The sequence below is a fragment of the Microbacterium sp. Y-01 genome (assembly GCF_003856715.1).
Taxonomy (GTDB): Bacteria; Actinomycetota; Actinomycetes; order Actinomycetales; family Microbacteriaceae; genus Microbacterium; species Microbacterium algeriense.
Map to the genome: position 1 here is coordinate 1,705,674 of NZ_CP024170.1, position 14,746 is coordinate 1,720,419.

Genomic DNA, 14,746 nt, shown 5'->3' on the forward strand with positions numbered 1-14,746 from the left:
AGGCTACCTTTGACAGCATGCCCTCCCGACCCGAAGCCGATGATCCGCGCCTGGGCGATGTCTCCGAAGGACGGGTCCTCCAGGCGATCCTGACCCGCACCCCGCCGTCGGCGCACACGCTGCTGGGCCCGGGCGACGATGCCGCCGTGATCGCGGCGCCGTCGGGGTCGGTGGTAGCCACGACCGACACCCTCGTGCACGGTCCGGATTTCCGCCTGGCCTGGTCGAGCGGCTACGACCTCGGGTGGAAGGCCGCCGCGGTGAATCTCGCAGACGTGGCGGCGATGGGGGCGCGCCCGACCGCGCTGCTGGTCGCCCTCGCGGTGCCGCGCGATCTGCGCCTGTCGTTCGTCGAGCGGCTCGCAGACGGCTTCCGCGATGCCTGCACGGCGCTCGCCCCCGGGTGCGCCGTGGTCGGCGGCGACCTCACGGTCTCGGACGTGCTGACGGTGGCCGTGACCGCGCTCGGGGACCTGGAGGGCCGAGCTCCCGTCACCCGCAGCGGAGCTCGCCCCGGGGATGCGGTCGCGGTCGCGGGAGAGCTGGGCCTGGCTGCTCAAGGCCTCGCCGTGCTGTTCGGTCGGTTCCGCGACGGGGACGTCCCCGTTCCCGTCGACCCCGCCCGGCTCGGGCCGGGGGAGCGTGCGGCGCTCTCGGCGCAGTTGCGTCCGACTCCGCCGATCGCGCTCGGCGCCGTCGCGGCGACAGCCGGGGCGACGGCGATGATGGACATCTCCGACGGACTCGCGCTGGATGCGCGTCGGATGGCCGACGCCTCCGGGGTCACGCTCGCACTCGACGGTTCCGCGCTCGGTCCGGACGTGGATCGGGCGCTGGCGGGCGGGGAGGATCATGCCCTGCTCGCGACGTTCCCGGAGGGTGCGCTGCCTCCCGGATTCCGTGCCATCGGGGTCGTCCGAGCACGGGGGACCGAGGACCTGCTGTGCGACGGGCGACCTGTCGACACCAGCGGATGGGATCCCTACCGGGACTGGGACTCGGTCTCCGGCTGAGCCGCAGAACCCTGCACCGCGTCGCCGTCGGTCTCTGCGGACGGCTCGGCCCACCACAGCGTCGTGTCGCCGTAGCTCTTCTCGCGGAAGAGCTCCAACCCTGCGGCGGTGAAGTCGGGAGGTGCGGACCGGCGCGCCCGCTCGACGACGACGACCGCGTCGGATGCCAGCAGCGGCGCGAGGGCGACGAGGTCCGCGGTCATCGCCGCGTCGTCGAGGTCGTACGGCGGATCGCTGAAGACGAGGTCGAAGGGCCCGGCGGCCCGCTGCAGGAACGCGTGCACGGAGCTCTCGTGGACCCGCCCTGCCGGCGCGCCCGTCGCCTTGGCCACCGCGGCGGCGTTGCGTCGCACGATCGCCGCGGCCTGCCGTCCGCGCTCGACGAGGTCGGCGCTCGCTGCACCGCGGCTCAACGCTTCGAGGCCGAGGGCTCCGGAGCCGGCGTAGAGATCGAGCACCCGCGCCCCGGAGATGGCGCTCAGGGATTCGAGCGCACCGAAGAGCGACTCGCGGACACGGTCGCTGGTCGGTCGTGTTCCCGCTCCCGGCACCTCGAGCCTCGCGCCTCTCGCGCCCCCTGCGATGATCCTCGTCACCTGTTCACGATACGACAGCCCCGGGGTGCCGACCGTGTCCGTGCTGTTCCCTAGACTCGGAGCATGCCGCTCACGCTCGATTCCTCGCTCGAGGATGCCCTCGGCGCGGCGTCTGCCAAGACGCTCGGACGCGCCTTCGGCATGCAGAGCGTCGGCGACCTTCTCGCGCACTACCCGCGCCGCTACGCCGATCCCGGGGAGCTGACTCCGATCCGCGATCTTCCCCTGGGGGAGACGGTCACGATCGTGGCCGAGGTGCTGTCGTCGAGTTTCCGTCGCATGCGCAATCGTCCGGGCGCGATGGTCGACGTCGTGATCGGGGACGGCGTCGGCCGGATGTCGCTGACCTTCTTCGCGAAGAACGTCGGTGCGGCGGAATGGCGCTCCAAGGATTTGGCCGTCGGGCGTCGAGGCGTGTTCTCCGGCAAAGTCGGCGAGTTCAACGGCGTGACCCAGTTCGCCCATCCCGAGTACGAGCTGTTCGACGACGAAGACGCCGCACGGCGCAGCGCCGATGCCCGGGCCGCGGTGCCGATCCCCATCTATCCCGCGACCTCGGCGATCCAGACCTGGCAGATCGCCCGTCTGATCGGACGCGTGCTGGACGACCTCCCGACCGTGCCCGACCCGCTGACCGCGGAGATCCGCGAACGCGAGGAGCTGCTCACCGCCCGGGACGCGCTGGAGCTGATCCACCGCCCCCGGACGCGCAACGACATCGACCCGGCGGTGCGCACCCTCCGCATGCATGAGGCGCTGACGCTGCAGACGGCCCTCCTGCAGCAGCGGGACGCGGTCCGCGCGCTTGCGGCGACCTCGCGCCCGGCGCATCCGCGTGGGTTGCTGGAGCGGTTCGACGCATCCCTTCCGTACACGCTCACGCCCGATCAGCAGACAGTGGGTGCGCAGATCGCCGCGGACCTCGTCGGAGCGTGGCCCATGAACCGCCTCGTGCAGGGCGAGGTCGGCTCGGGGAAGACCCTCGTCGCGCTCCGGGCGATGCTCCAGGTCGCGGAGAGCGGGGGGCAGGCGGCGCTGATCGCCCCCACCGAGGTCCTCGCCGGGCAGCACCTGCGGTCGATCGCCAAGATGCTCGGCCCCGATCTGGCGGCGCAGCTGATGCCCACGCTGCTCACCGGACAGCTGACCGCCGCCGAACGTCGGAAGGCGGCACTGCGCGTCGCCTCCGGGCAGTCCCTCATCGTGGTGGGCACCCATGCCCTGCTCGGAGAGAAGACGACGTTCGCTGATCTCGGACTCGTCGTGGTCGACGAACAGCACCGCTTCGGCGTGGAGCAGCGTGAGGCCCTGCGCGCGAAGGGGTCGAGTCCGCACGCGCTGGTGCTGACGGCCACGCCGATCCCGCGGACCGTCGCCATGACCGTGTTCGGCGACCTCGACACCTCCGTGATCCGCACCATGCCGGCGGGACGAGCGGGCATCGAGACCTATGTCGCTCCGCTCGCGGAGCATCCGGGCTGGTTCAACCGGGTATGGGAGCGCGCTGCCGAGGAGATCGCCCAGGGGCGGCAGGTCTTCGCGGTCTGTGCGGCGATCGACACGGCGAAGAAGACGACCGAGCCCGGCGAGCAGCCGGCGGCGGCACCGGAAGGCGGCAACGGTCCGCGCTGGGGCGTGGTGCAGCTCGACGAGGCGCTCTCCACGCATCCCACTCTGGGCGGTCTGCGACGCGCGGTCCTGCACGGCAAGATGCCCTCCGAGGAGAAGGACGCCGTGATGCAGTCCTTCGCGCGCGGTGACATCGATCTGCTCCTGGCCACCACCGTGATCGAGGTCGGCGTCGACGTCCCCAACGCCTCGACCATGATCGTGCTCGACGCGGATCGTTTCGGCGTCTCGCAGTTGCATCAGCTGCGTGGTCGCGTGGGGCGAGGGGGAGTGCCCGGCCTGTGCCTGCTCGTCACGGAGGCGGAGACGGGGTCCCTCGCGCGGGATCGCGTCGAAGCGGTCGCGGCGACACTCGACGGCTTCGCGCTCGCGGAGGTCGACCTCGAGCTCCGCGGCGAAGGTGATGTGCTCGGGGCCGCCCAGGCAGGCGTGCGCTCCTCGCTGAAGCTGCTGCGCGTGGTGAAGGACGCCGACCTCATCACCCGCGCGCGCGAGGTGGCGGAGGGCATCCTCGCGGACGACCCCGATCTCCTCGGTCATGCGGGGCTGCGGGAGGCGATCGGTCGGCGGGTGAGCGACGAGGATCGCGCCGCCCTCGCCAAGAACTGACGCCGCTTCGGCGTGCCCTAGGCTGGGGGCATGAGCAGCCGGATCGCCGTCGTCCCGGGTTCCTTCGATCCGCCTACCCTGGGTCACCTCGATGTGATCCGGCGTGCGGCCGCGTTGTACGACGAACTGCATGTGCTGGTCGTCCACAACCCTGGCAAGGAGGCGATGCTGCCGATCGCGCAGCGTCTGTCGCTGCTGGAGCGCTCGATCGCCGATGACGGCATGCGGGGGAACATCGTGATCGGCTCCTGGAGCATGGGGCTGCTCGTGGATTACGCCCGCGACGTGAACGCCGGTGTGCTGGTCAAGGGCATCCGCTCGCAGATCGACGTGGCGTACGAGTCGCCGATGGCGATCGTGAACCGGCACCTCGCCGACATCGAGACGGTCTTCCTGCTGCCCGACCCCTCGCATGCGATGGTGTCGAGCTCCCTCGTCCGTCAGGTGGCGTCCCTCGGCGGCGACGTGGCCCCGTTCGTCCCGCCGGCCGTCGCCGCGTTCCTCGACACCGGCGCGCGGGGTATCTGAGCGCCTTCCTGAACGTCGGCTCGGCCCTTCTCCCGGCGGCGCCCGGTAACATGGCCGGGTGCGATCTCGACTGAACGGCCCTTTCATCCTCCCCGTCCGCGACATCGTCCGGCGCCCGGGTGAGATGCGTGAGCACGAGTTCACGGTGACCCTCGCGGAGCAGTGGGGCGAGGGGATCGTCTCCTTCGAAGCAGGCTCCGACCTCGACGTCGATGTGCGCCTCGAGTCGGTCCACGAGGGCATTCTCGTGTCCGGAACCGCCGACGGTGAGTACGCCGGGGTATGCGGAAGATGCCTGATCGACATCGCTCGGCCCGTCGAAGTCGAGTTCCAGGAGCTTTTCGCGTATCCTGGTGAGGAAGAAACTGACTTCGAGGTTCAAGACGACCACGTGGATCTTGAAACTCTCGTCAGGGATGCGGCCGTCCTGGCCCTTCCTTTTCAGCCGGTGTGTCAGCCGGATTGCCCGGGTCTCGACCCGAAAACGGGTGAGCGACTGACCGTGAGCACCGGAACGGAGCAGGTGGCTCCCATCGATCCTCGGTGGAGTGCGCTCCAGCAGATCACAGACCAAGACGGCACGGAAGAATCTCGTGCCGCCGAGAAAGAAGAGAGCTAGTCATGGCTGGTAACCCCCCGAAGCGCAAGGTTTCCCGTTCGAACACCCGCTCGCGCCGCGCGCAGTGGAAGGCGGAGGCTCCTGCCCTCGTCAAGACCATCGAGAACGGCAAGGTCGTCTACAGCCGTCCGCACCAGGCGAAGGTCGTCACCGACTCGCAGGGCACCGAACTGTTCCTGGAGTACAAGGGCCGCAAGGTCGCTGACGTCTGATCCGCGAATCGTGACGGAGGTCCCCGGGGGACGAGGCCTCTCCCAGCTAAGCTCCGCGTCGACATCGACGCGGAGCTTCTGGAGTTGGCGCTGACCCACCGCTCCTACGCCTACGAGCACGGCGGCATCCCGCACAACGAACGCCTGGAGTTCCTCGGCGACTCGGTGCTCGGGCAGGCGGTGACGGTCATGCTGTTCACCACCCACCCCGACCTCGACGAGGGCGAGCTGGCGAAGCGGCGCGCGAGCGTCGTCTCCACCGTCGCTCTGGCGGAGGTCGCCCGGGGGATCGGTCTCGGCGACCATCTTCTGCTCGGCCGCGGCGAAGAGCAGACCGGCGGACGCGACAAGGATTCGATCCTGGCCGACACGATGGAGGCCGTGATCGGGGCGACGTACCTGTCGGCCGGTCCGGAGGCGGCGACCGAGCTGGTGCTCCGCCTGACGAAGCCGCTGCTGGCCGACCCGGAGCGCTATGGCGCCGCGATGGATCCCAAGACCAGCCTCCAGGAGCTCGCCGCTCGCGTGGGTGCGACCCCTCCGCAGTACTCCGTCGAGGCCAGCGGGCCCGACCACGATCGTCGGTTCACCGCGACCGTCGCGGTCGGCGACGTGCGCATGACGGGCACCGGAAGCAGCAAGAAGACGGCGGAGATGGCGGCGGCCCTCAGCGCCTGGCGCACTCTCAGCGACCGTGCCTGAGCTTCCCGAGGTCGAGGTCGTCCGGGCCGGCCTGGAACCGGCCGCCGTCGGCGCCGTGATCACCGGGGTCAGCGTGTTCGACGAACGTGCGCTGACGCGACACGTCGCTGGCGCGTCCGACTTCGTCGCGCGACTCGAGGGCCGGTCCTTCACGGCGACGTCCCGGCGCGGCAAGTTCCTCTGGCTCCCGCTCGACGACGGGGACTCCGCGCTGATCGCCCACCTCGGGATGAGCGGGCAGATGCTGCTGCGTGCGCCCGATGCGACGGCCGAGCGGCACGAGCGCGTCCGCATCGGGATCGAGCATCCCGTGCACGGAGAGCTCGCCATCGTCTTCGCCGACCAGCGGACGTTCGGCTCGCTGGCGGTCGACGCGCTCGTCGCCGACGGTCCTTCGCGTGTTCCGACGCAGGTGCGTCACATCGCCAGGGACCCGCTGGATGCCGCCTTCGATGATCGGGCGTTCCGCGCGGCGCTGTCGCGACGGCGCAGCGCGATCAAGCGCGTTCTCCTGGACCAGAGCCTCATCAGCGGAATCGGCAACATCTACGCCGACGAGTCCCTGTGGGCCGCACGCATCCACCCGGAGACCTCCGCGGATGCGTTGTCGACCCGCGCGGTCCATCGGCTGCTCGCCGAGGTGCGGCTCGTGCTCACGAGGGCTCTCGCCGAGGGCGGCACGAGCTTCGATGCGCAGTACGTGAACGTCAACGGACAGGCCGGTTACTTCGCGCGTCACCTGCATGCCTACGGCCGCGCAGGGCAGCCGTGCGAGCGGTGCGGCGGTCCGATCCGGAGGGAGCCGTTCATGAACCGCTCCAGCTTCTTCTGCCCGCGTTGCCAGCGGCTGAAGCCGGCCGCGTACTAGGCGCGCCGTACCTGCGGAGGCGGTCACCGCGCACGCGCCGGGACCATCGGCACTGTCGCCGAGGCGACACTCGGCGAAGACTTGCAGCTCGTAGAACGAGAGGCATCACCATGACTGCACGCAACTATTCGCTCCTCGTCGCCGCTTACGACGACGTCACGACGGCCCGAGAGGAGTTCGCGGCGATCCACCAGCTCGACGATGTGAAGGTGACCGCAGGCGTCGTCCTCTCCCGTGACGAACAGGGAGAGGCCGAAGTGAAGGAGCACGGCGGCCGCCTGATCGAGGCGGGAACGGCGATCGGCGCCGTCGCCGGGCTGGTGGTCGGCCTCTTCGCACCCCCGCTTCTGCTGACAGGGGTGGTGGGTGCGGCGATCGGCGCCGGGGCCGGGGCGCTCGTGAAACGCCATGAGGAGAAGAACATCGGCGTGGACGCGGAGGCGTGGCTTCCGGCAGGTTCTTCGGCGATCGTCGCCGTCGTGGACGATCGCTACCTCGACAAGGTGGACAAGGCCGTCAGGAAGGCGACGAAGAAGGTGGCCAAGGCGATCGAGAAGGGCGACTACGACGCCGTGGTCAAGGCCGTGAACACGGGCGACGACAAGATCGTCGACGCTCTCGCCTCCTGACAGCGGCCCTCGGCATCGACCGAACAGCGGTGCCGGGCGGTCGGATCGCCGACTCGCGGGGGTCTCATGGATGTCGTGCTGGACTTCCTCGGCACGTTCTTCTTCGCCATCTCGGGGTCCCTGTTGGCGGCGCGCCGGGGATTCGACATCGTGGGGTCCGTCCTCCTGGGTGCGCTGACGGGGTTGGGCGGCGGGGTCGTCCGTGACCTGATCCTGGGCGTCACGCCGACCGCGTTCTCGCAGCCGATCCACCTGGCGGCTCCCGTCGCCGCGGCGGCGCTCGTCTTCTTCCTCGACCCGGCCGTCGAACGGATGCCCCACACCCTGCTCGTCTTCGATGCCGCAGGTCTCGGTCTGTTCTGCACGACGGGGGCGGTGAAGGCGCTCCAGCTGGGCATGAATCCGGTCGCTGCGGCTCTGCTCGGGGTCGCGACCGGCGTCGGAGGCGGCCTGCTCCGCGATGTCGTCGCGAACAGGGATCCGCAGCTGTTCGATCCGGACGACATCTACGCCGTTCCGGCCATGCTCGGCGCGGCGTCGATCACCGTCGCCTGGCTGACGGGCTGGTACAGCCCCGCGGTCGTGGTGGCCGTCGGTACGCTCGTGTTCGCCCTCCGACTCCTGTCGCTCCGGTTCGGATGGCGGGTTCCACGGGCGGTCGCCCGGCGGCGTGACGACCGGAGGGCGTAGTCCTTCGCGAGATGGTGACGCCGGCACTCCGGCATCGCCGGGGAGCTGCCCTGGCCCGGTCAGTTCTGCCAGTGGATCTGCTGCCCCTTGATGAGGGGGTAGTCGGCCAGCACGCTCCCGTCGAGGTCCTCCTTGTGCATGTCCACGGCCGTCACCTGGCTGTTCTCGTAGGTGGTGTAGTAGTAGATCCCCTTGTCGGTGTTGCAGCACGAGGAGTAGACGGTGATCTCGAACTTGCCGGGGGAGACTTCCACACATCCGCGCTGCTGCGCGACGGAACCGAGGATCTGGAAGAACTGGCTGATGGATTCCGATTCGGAGTCCCCGGAGACGGAGTTCATCTTCGTGAAGGCCGCTTTCACGAACCGCGACGCCGACGACAGGTCGCCCGGCAGGCCGATGGCGCCCATGCCGCGGCTGTACACGTCGAACTCGAGGGCGTCGGAGAAGTTGTTCTGCGGTGGGTTCGTCGACAGGTGCATGAAGTTGTTGAGAGTGAACGCCTGGATGTCGAAGGTGGGGTTGTTGGTGAGGACCCCGATCGGGTTGTCGTACACCTTCAGACCCTCCGCCACGCTCTCCACGGTGATCGACGTCGTCCGATCGGAGATGATCCAGTGCAGCGGCGACAGTGGGAAGGCGTCGCTGAAGGAGATGTCGACGAGGTTGATCCGCTCCAGCTCGGCCTTGACCTCGTCCACGGTCTCGAACTGTCCGAGGATCCAGGGGATGAACTCGAACGGCGTGATGTTGGTCTTGTCCGACGCTTCCGGTTTGTAATCGGCGTTCCCGGGGAAGTTGAGACCGGCCATGCTGAGGCCCTTCTCGTTCGTCGCGTCGTAGTACAGGGGATAACCGTCCGAGATCGTCGCCATCCCGATGATGGCGTGGTGCGTGGGCAGGGGTTCCGCCCGCCGGAACCGGAAGGGGAAGTTCCTCGGCGTCACCGTCACCGCCTCGTTGTACGAGAACTCCAGGTCCAGATTGCGCCCGAAGTAGTGGTCCGAAGTCGTGTAGTTCGCCCCTGTGCACATGTCGTCACCCTCCGATGTGAGCTGATCCGTCTCGTGTGGGGCCCACGATACGTTCGAGTCCGTCGCTTGACCATGGCCGAAAGGCCCACACGCCTCCGCGCGTGCGTGGCGACGGCTTGCACCGGCTGGCGAAGGGTGTACCCGCAGAGCCTCCCTCCGAGACGCCCCCCGTCGTAGCGTGGGGACATGCACTCCAGAACACTCGGACAGGGACTCGAGGTCTCGGCGATCGGCCTCGGCGCCATGGGCATGTCGCAGAGCTACGGGCCGAACCCCGGCGACCGCGACGCGATGATCGCGGTCCTCCGCTCGGCGGTCGACCACGGCGTGAACTTCTTCGACACCGCGGAGGTCTACGGTCCCTACGTCAACGAGGAGCTCGTCGGCGAAGCGCTGGAGCCGCTCCGTGACGAGGTCGTCATCGCGACGAAGTTCGGGTGGGACATCCGCGACGGGCAGATGGTCGGCGTCGACAGCCGCCCCGAGCAGATCCGTCGCGTCGCCGACGCCTCGCTCGCGCGGCTGCGGACCGATGTGATCGATCTCTTCTACCAGCACCGTGTCGATCCCCGGGTGCCGATCGAGGACGTGGCGGGCACGGTCGGCGAGCTCATCGCGGAGGGGAAGGTGCGCCACTTCGGGTTGTCGGAGGCGTCGGCGGCGACGATCAGGGCCGCACACGCCGTTCAGCCCGTCACGGCGCTCCAGAGCGAGTATTCGCTCTGGACGCGCGATCCCGAGGCGGAGGTGCTGCCGACGCTCGCCGACCTCGGGATCGGGTTCGTCCCCTTCAGCCCGCTCGGGAAGGGGTTCCTGACGGGCACCGTCGACACCTCGACGACCTTCGCGGAGGGCGACATCCGCACCCGCGTGCCGCGGTTCGAAGCGGACAACCTCGACGCGAACCAGGCACTCGTCGCTCAGGTGAAGACGCTCGCCGCGGCCAAGGGTGCGGCTCCGGGACAGATCGCTCTGGCCTGGCTGCTGGCTCAGCGACCGTGGATCGTGCCCATCCCCGGAACACGGCGCACCGAGCGGATCCGCGAGAACGCGGCATCGACGGCGGTCGCCCTCTCCGCGGACGAGAAAGCCGATCTCGACGCTCTGGTCGAGCGCATCGGCGTGCGCGGCGACCGGTACAACCCGGAGCACATGTCGTACGTGAACCGCTGATCGCCGGCGGACCGGGGAGAGGAGAGACCATGGCACGCGTATTCGTCACCGGTTCCACACAGGGGATCGGCCGTGCGACCGCCGCGGCCCTTCTGGACGACGACCATGACGTCGTGGTCCACGCTCGCACGGACCACCGCCTCGCCGACCTCGATGACCTGCTCGCCCGCGGGGCGCGGAGCGTCGTCGGCGATCTCGCGCTGCCGGATCAGGTGCGCGGCCTCGCGGAGCAGGCGGGGGACCTCGGACCGTTCGATGCGGTCATCCACAATGCGGGGGTGCTGGACGGCCCGGCGCTGCTGCCCGTCAATGTCGTGGCACCGTACGTCCTCACCGCGCTGGTCCCTGCTGCGCGGTCGATCTACCTCTCCAGCGGCATGCATCGCGGCGGTTCGGCCGAGCTCTCGCGTCTCGACTGGACCGGGAAACGTCGGACCGCCTCGTACTCGGACAGCAAGCTGCTCCTGACCGTGTTGATGGCCGCGGTCGCCCGACGGTGGCCCGATGTGCGCTCCAACGCCGTGGACCCCGGTTGGGTGCCCACGCGGATGGGTGGCCCGTCGGCGAGGGACGACCTGGAACTCGGGCACGTCACGCAGTCGTGGCTGGCGACCTCGGAAGACCCGGCGGCGCTGGTCTCCGGAGCCTATTGGTTCCACCAGCGCATCCGGGATCCGCACCCTGCCGTGCACGACGAGGCCACACAGGACGCCCTGATCGCTGCCCTGGCGAAGCACACCGGAGTTCCCCTCCGCGAGTGATCGGCGGGGCCTCGGCGGCCCCGCCGCCTCTGATTCACGCGGTCCGGAACGCCCCCCGCAGCAGAGGACGCGTCGCCCAGGTGCTCGCCCACACGACACCGATGCCGACGGCCACGACGAGCGCGATCGTGAACACGGACACCGGGGCCGTGATCAGGGCGAGCCCGACCAAGGGGAGCACGAGAACGGCCGCGACGAGAGCCGATCCGATCGCCGTGACCAGCAGCGGAGACATGATCGCGCGTCGACGCGCGCGGTCCACCGTCTCGAGCGGGACTCCGAGGTGATGCAGGCTCCGGTGGAGCTCCCGCTGGTCGAGGACATCGGACGCCTGGTTCACGCCGACGGATGCCGCCACCATCAGGAAGGATCCGATCAGGGTGATGATCAGGCCTGTCCGGATGTCGTCGGCGAGGGCGAGGTCCGCAGCCGACAGGTCAGCCCCGCTGAGAGTGTCCAGCAGAGCGACGCCGGTGCCGGCGAAGACGGCCATGAAGCTCGCCATCGCGATGCCGCCCACCTGACGCCACGCGGCCTTCGGCGAGTCCAGCACGATCCGGGAGGCGAGAAGACGCTCGGGAGTCTCGGCGCGCTTCAGCTGGCGCGATGCGCTGACCTTCAGCACCCACGGACCCATGAGGTTGAGGACCGCGAGACACGCGGCGAACAGCAGCGCGACGACGATGATGGTGACGAACAGCTCGGCCACAGCCGGGAAGACCTTGATCAGGGCGAAGGACACGGCGATGGCCCCCACCGCGATGACGGCTCGGATCCAGTGCACCTTCGATGGCTCGGTACGCGTGCGGACGCCGAGAGGCGAGATCACCACGCGGCGGAGCCCGATGACCGCGCTGGCTGCGGCCAGCAGGAGCACCCCGCCCACCACGGCGAGCATTCCCCAGGGCGGCAGCAGCACCGCGCCGACCCCGAGTGCCTCGCCCCGGAACGGGATGAGGCCGATGAGCGGGCTGAGTGCGATGTGCCCGAGCACACCGGCGATCGCCCCGGCGCCGGCGACGAGGACGGACTCGGCGACCGTCGCGAAGGTCACACCGGCGGGGGAGACGCCCAGCAGACGCAGCGTGGACAGTCGCTCGTCTCGGCGTCGGGCCGACAGGCGCGCCGCGGCGCCGCCCAATGACATCAACGGGACGACGAGCAGCACGAGCGCGATGGCCGCCAGCGCCTGGTAGAGCGCGGCTTCCGGATCCGTCCACCGCCAGAACGCCTGGGCGCCGCCCACGACGGTGAGGACGAGCGTCGTCACGATCCCGAAGGCGACCACCGGGAGCACGAGAACGCTGTTCTGCCCCGGTGCGGGACGCAGCAGCAACGCGAGAACCGTGCGGTTCATGCGTTCACCGCCGATCCGAGGATGCGGCCGTCGCGCACGGCGATCGTGCGGGTGCAGCGGGCGGCGACGTCGGCGTCGTGCGTCACGACGACGAGCGTGCGGCCCTGACCCGTGGTGGACCACAGCAGGGCGTCCATCACCTCGGCGGATGTGCGGGAGTCGAGCGCTCCCGTCGGTTCGTCGGCGAACACCACCTCCGCGCCGGTCGCCTGCGCCCTGGCGATCGCCACGCGCTGCGCCTGGCCTCCGGAGAGCTCGCCGATCCGCCGGTCCTCCATCCCGGAGAGTCCGAGCGCGGCCAGCCAGGAGGCCGCGTGCTGCACCGCGTCCTGCCGCCGGACTCCGTTGATCATCGACGCCAGAGCGACGTTCTCGACGGCCGTCAGCTCCGGGATCAGCAGTCCCTGCTGGAAGACGAAACCGAAGCGCTCCCGTCGCAGCCGTGATCGGGCGGACTCGCCGAGCGCGGTGACCTCGATCGCGGCCCCCTCAGCGGGACGGAAGACGGCGCTGCCCGCATCCGGCGCGGTGATCCCCGCCAGCACGTGCAGGAGTGTCGTCTTGCCGGAGCCCGACGCACCCATGATCGCGACGGACTCGCCGCGGTGGATGGCGAGGTCGACGCCGGCGAGCGCGCGCGTCGTGCCGAAGTTCTTGATGAGGGCGTGTGCTTCGATCACGGGAATATTCATGATTCCAGCCTGGTCACCCGGCCTGCGCGCGTCGTCGCTCCGCCGGATGACCATGCGGACCCGACGTCATCCGGGAGGATGAGATCGGGTCCGCACCGCGATCAGAGCTTCTTCTGCCAGGCGCCGGCGTACGACACCGGCACGAACCCGACCGCCTCGTTGATGTCGAGCATCGGTCGATTCTCCTCCGCGTTGAACGTCGAGACCACGGTCGCATCGGGCATCAGCTCGCGCCACCGGAGGAGGTTCGCGCACTTGACGATCATCCCCAGGCGGTGTCCGCGGTGCTCCTTCGAGACCAGGGTGCCGAACTGATGCGTGACCCCTCTCCGCTCGGCGCCGATCAGCAACTCGTTGTACGCCACGAGGTCACCGGTCGGCACATGCTGGACGGCGACGACGGACACGGTCTGGCCCGCCCCGGTCAGCCTCGCCTCGCGCCGGACGACGCGGTCCTCGTCCCACACCTCGGCCACGAAGTCCATGTCACCGCTGGGCGCATCGGTCGACAGCTTCGCGAGGACGGCGGCGAAGCCTGCCCGCAGCTCGGGCGGCGTCGGCATCGTCCATTCGAGCACCCGGTAGTCGGGTCCGGCGACGGCGAGCGCGTCGGTCAGCGCCGTGCGCAACGGGGCGGGATCGGAGCGGAGGTCGGCTTCGCTGTTGCGCTCCACCTGCTCGAGGGTGAAACCGCGGCTCTCGATCAGGTCGCTCAACCGAGTGGCGGGGACCCGGCCCCAGCCCGTCTTCGGCACGAGCATCCGCTCCGCCTCCTCCGGACGGTGCAGCGACCAGATCTGCAGCACGCTGCGCCCGCGGTCGCGCGCCTCGGTCTCGGCGCGCGAGAGCAGCGCGTCCTCGATGCCGTGGCCCCAGCGGTCCTCGGGGACGAGAAGGTCGATCTCGGCGGCATGCGCTTCCTCCTCCTGCGCGAAGGAGATCGTCACCATTCCGGCGATCTCTCCGTCGACGCGGGCGATGAAGCCGAGATCCAGCGAGTCGGCGTCGTCCTGCCAGTTCGGCAGGAGCTGCGCGGCGTCGGGGGCCAGGTCGGGGAGTCCCACCTGCTCGTCGCAGATCCGGCGGTTGAGTTCGCCGTAGGCGCGGAAGTCCGCCGCGGTGTCGTCGTCGAGCGTGGCCGGAACGATCAGCGGGGTGATGGTCAGGTCGGCGATGGTCATGTCAGGTCCTTCGGGGTTCTACGGGGGAGCGGTTCCGTCCCGGCATCCGTACACGGGTGTGCGGACGGATGCCGGGGCGGGGTGCGCGTCGAGGTCGGCATGCGCTCGGTCAGCGCATGCCGCGCTGCATGTCGAACGTCATCAGTGCGTACGACTCGGCGGCGGAGCGGTGACGCTGCTCGCCGAGCAGGAAGGCGTCTCCCGGATCGGTGAGGATCCGACGGCGCTCGCGGCGCGGACGCTGGGTCCGCTGGAGCAGCCAGATGCCGATCCGGAGAGAGAGGCGATCCGCCATCCCCAGCCGGAGCAGTTCCTCGTCGCGGGGGATGTGGAGGACCTCGCGGTCCTCGATATCGGGCGGGTGGGCGGTGTTGCGGTGCAACGTGGAGTTCACGATGGTTCCTTCGAGATGGGTGCGATGAGTGGATGCGGAAGCACCCCGCCGCGACGCCT

General features: G+C 69.7%; 17 protein-coding genes. 11 read left to right on the forward strand and 6 right to left on the reverse strand.

Features of this window, described 5'->3' with window-relative positions; translation table 11 throughout:
- Positions 1-17 precede the first annotated feature (17 nt).
- Positions 18-1,013 (forward strand): thiamine-phosphate kinase, encoded by a 996-nt coding sequence (gene thiL / locus CSX12_RS07970; protein ID WP_124895442.1) that lies wholly within the window; start codon positions 18-20, stop codon positions 1,011-1,013.
- Here thiL and rsmD read toward each other — a convergent pair.
- A complete protein-coding gene (rsmD, locus tag CSX12_RS07975) occupies positions 983-1,609 on the reverse strand; it encodes a 16S rRNA (guanine(966)-N(2))-methyltransferase RsmD (protein ID WP_124895443.1) in 627 nt (208 codons plus the stop codon). The genes thiL and rsmD overlap by 31 nt on opposite strands.
- Positions 1,610-1,672: 63 nt before the next feature.
- Between rsmD and CSX12_RS07980 the strand changes: the two genes are divergently transcribed.
- The 8 genes from CSX12_RS07980 (at position 1,673) to CSX12_RS08015 (ending at position 8,095) form a co-directional block, all read left to right on the forward strand.
- A complete protein-coding gene (locus tag CSX12_RS07980) occupies positions 1,673-3,847 on the forward strand; it encodes an ATP-dependent DNA helicase RecG (RefSeq protein ID WP_124895444.1) in 2,175 nt (724 codons plus the stop codon).
- Positions 3,848-3,877: 30 nt separating this feature from the next.
- Positions 3,878-4,375 carry a pantetheine-phosphate adenylyltransferase gene (gene coaD / locus CSX12_RS07985; RefSeq protein WP_124895445.1) on the forward strand — a complete coding sequence of 166 codons (498 nt, stop codon included), beginning with the start codon at positions 3,878-3,880 and terminating at the stop codon, positions 4,373-4,375.
- A gap of 70 nt (positions 4,376-4,445) precedes the next feature.
- Positions 4,446-4,994 (forward strand): DUF177 domain-containing protein, encoded by a 549-nt coding sequence (locus CSX12_RS07990; protein ID WP_225855838.1) that lies wholly within the window; start codon positions 4,446-4,448, stop codon positions 4,992-4,994.
- A 2-nt stretch (positions 4,995-4,996) separates the two neighbouring features.
- Entirely contained in the window at positions 4,997-5,206 is a 210-nt protein-coding gene (gene rpmF / locus CSX12_RS07995; protein ID WP_013586329.1) for a 50S ribosomal protein L32, read from the forward strand.
- A gap of 63 nt (positions 5,207-5,269) precedes the next feature.
- Positions 5,270-5,908: a ribonuclease III gene (rnc, locus tag CSX12_RS08000; protein WP_124895446.1), complete on the forward strand. Its 639-nt coding sequence runs from the start codon at positions 5,270-5,272 to the stop codon at positions 5,906-5,908.
- Complete coding sequence (gene mutM / locus CSX12_RS08005; RefSeq protein WP_124895447.1) at positions 5,901-6,776, forward strand: bifunctional DNA-formamidopyrimidine glycosylase/DNA-(apurinic or apyrimidinic site) lyase; 876 nt, start codon at positions 5,901-5,903, stop codon at positions 6,774-6,776. Before rnc ends, mutM begins: the two co-directional genes overlap by 8 nt.
- 110 nt (positions 6,777-6,886) lie before the next feature.
- Positions 6,887-7,405 (forward strand): DUF1269 domain-containing protein, encoded by a 519-nt coding sequence (locus CSX12_RS08010; protein WP_124895448.1) that lies wholly within the window; start codon positions 6,887-6,889, stop codon positions 7,403-7,405.
- A gap of 66 nt (positions 7,406-7,471) precedes the next feature.
- Complete coding sequence (locus CSX12_RS08015) at positions 7,472-8,095, forward strand: TRIC cation channel family protein (protein ID WP_124895449.1); 624 nt, start codon at positions 7,472-7,474, stop codon at positions 8,093-8,095.
- A 59-nt stretch (positions 8,096-8,154) separates the two neighbouring features.
- Here CSX12_RS08015 and bsh read toward each other — a convergent pair whose 3' ends face one another.
- Complete coding sequence (gene bsh, locus CSX12_RS08020; protein WP_124895450.1) at positions 8,155-9,129, reverse strand: choloylglycine hydrolase; 975 nt, start codon at positions 9,127-9,129, stop codon at positions 8,155-8,157.
- A 186-nt stretch (positions 9,130-9,315) separates the two neighbouring features.
- Here bsh and CSX12_RS08025 point away from each other — a divergent pair, with 186 nt between their 5' ends.
- Positions 9,316-10,302, forward strand: a complete 987-nt coding sequence (locus CSX12_RS08025) for an aldo/keto reductase (protein ID WP_124895451.1) — start codon at positions 9,316-9,318, stop codon at positions 10,300-10,302.
- A gap of 29 nt (positions 10,303-10,331) precedes the next feature.
- Positions 10,332-11,063: an SDR family NAD(P)-dependent oxidoreductase gene (locus CSX12_RS08030; protein ID WP_124895452.1), complete on the forward strand. Its 732-nt coding sequence runs from the start codon at positions 10,332-10,334 to the stop codon at positions 11,061-11,063.
- 34 nt (positions 11,064-11,097) lie between these two features.
- Here CSX12_RS08030 and CSX12_RS08035 read toward each other — a convergent pair whose 3' ends face one another.
- The 4 genes from CSX12_RS08035 to CSX12_RS08050 all read right to left on the reverse strand — a co-directional run bounded on the left by CSX12_RS08035 (position 11,098) and on the right by CSX12_RS08050 (position 14,687).
- Positions 11,098-12,420, reverse strand: a complete 1,323-nt coding sequence (locus CSX12_RS08035) for an FtsX-like permease family protein (protein WP_124895453.1) — start codon at positions 12,418-12,420, stop codon at positions 11,098-11,100.
- On the reverse strand, positions 12,417-13,112 hold the full coding sequence (locus tag CSX12_RS08040; protein ID WP_017204497.1) for an ABC transporter ATP-binding protein: 696 nt from the start codon (positions 13,110-13,112) through the stop codon (positions 12,417-12,419). The genes CSX12_RS08035 and CSX12_RS08040 overlap by 4 nt, the downstream gene beginning before the upstream one ends.
- A gap of 101 nt (positions 13,113-13,213) precedes the next feature.
- Complete coding sequence (locus tag CSX12_RS08045) at positions 13,214-14,293, reverse strand: GNAT family N-acetyltransferase (RefSeq protein ID WP_124895454.1); 1,080 nt, start codon at positions 14,291-14,293, stop codon at positions 13,214-13,216.
- Between the two features lie 109 nt (positions 14,294-14,402).
- Entirely contained in the window at positions 14,403-14,687 is a 285-nt protein-coding gene (locus tag CSX12_RS08050) for a hypothetical protein (RefSeq protein ID WP_124895455.1), read from the reverse strand.
- Between the last annotated feature and the right edge of the window lie 59 nt (positions 14,688-14,746).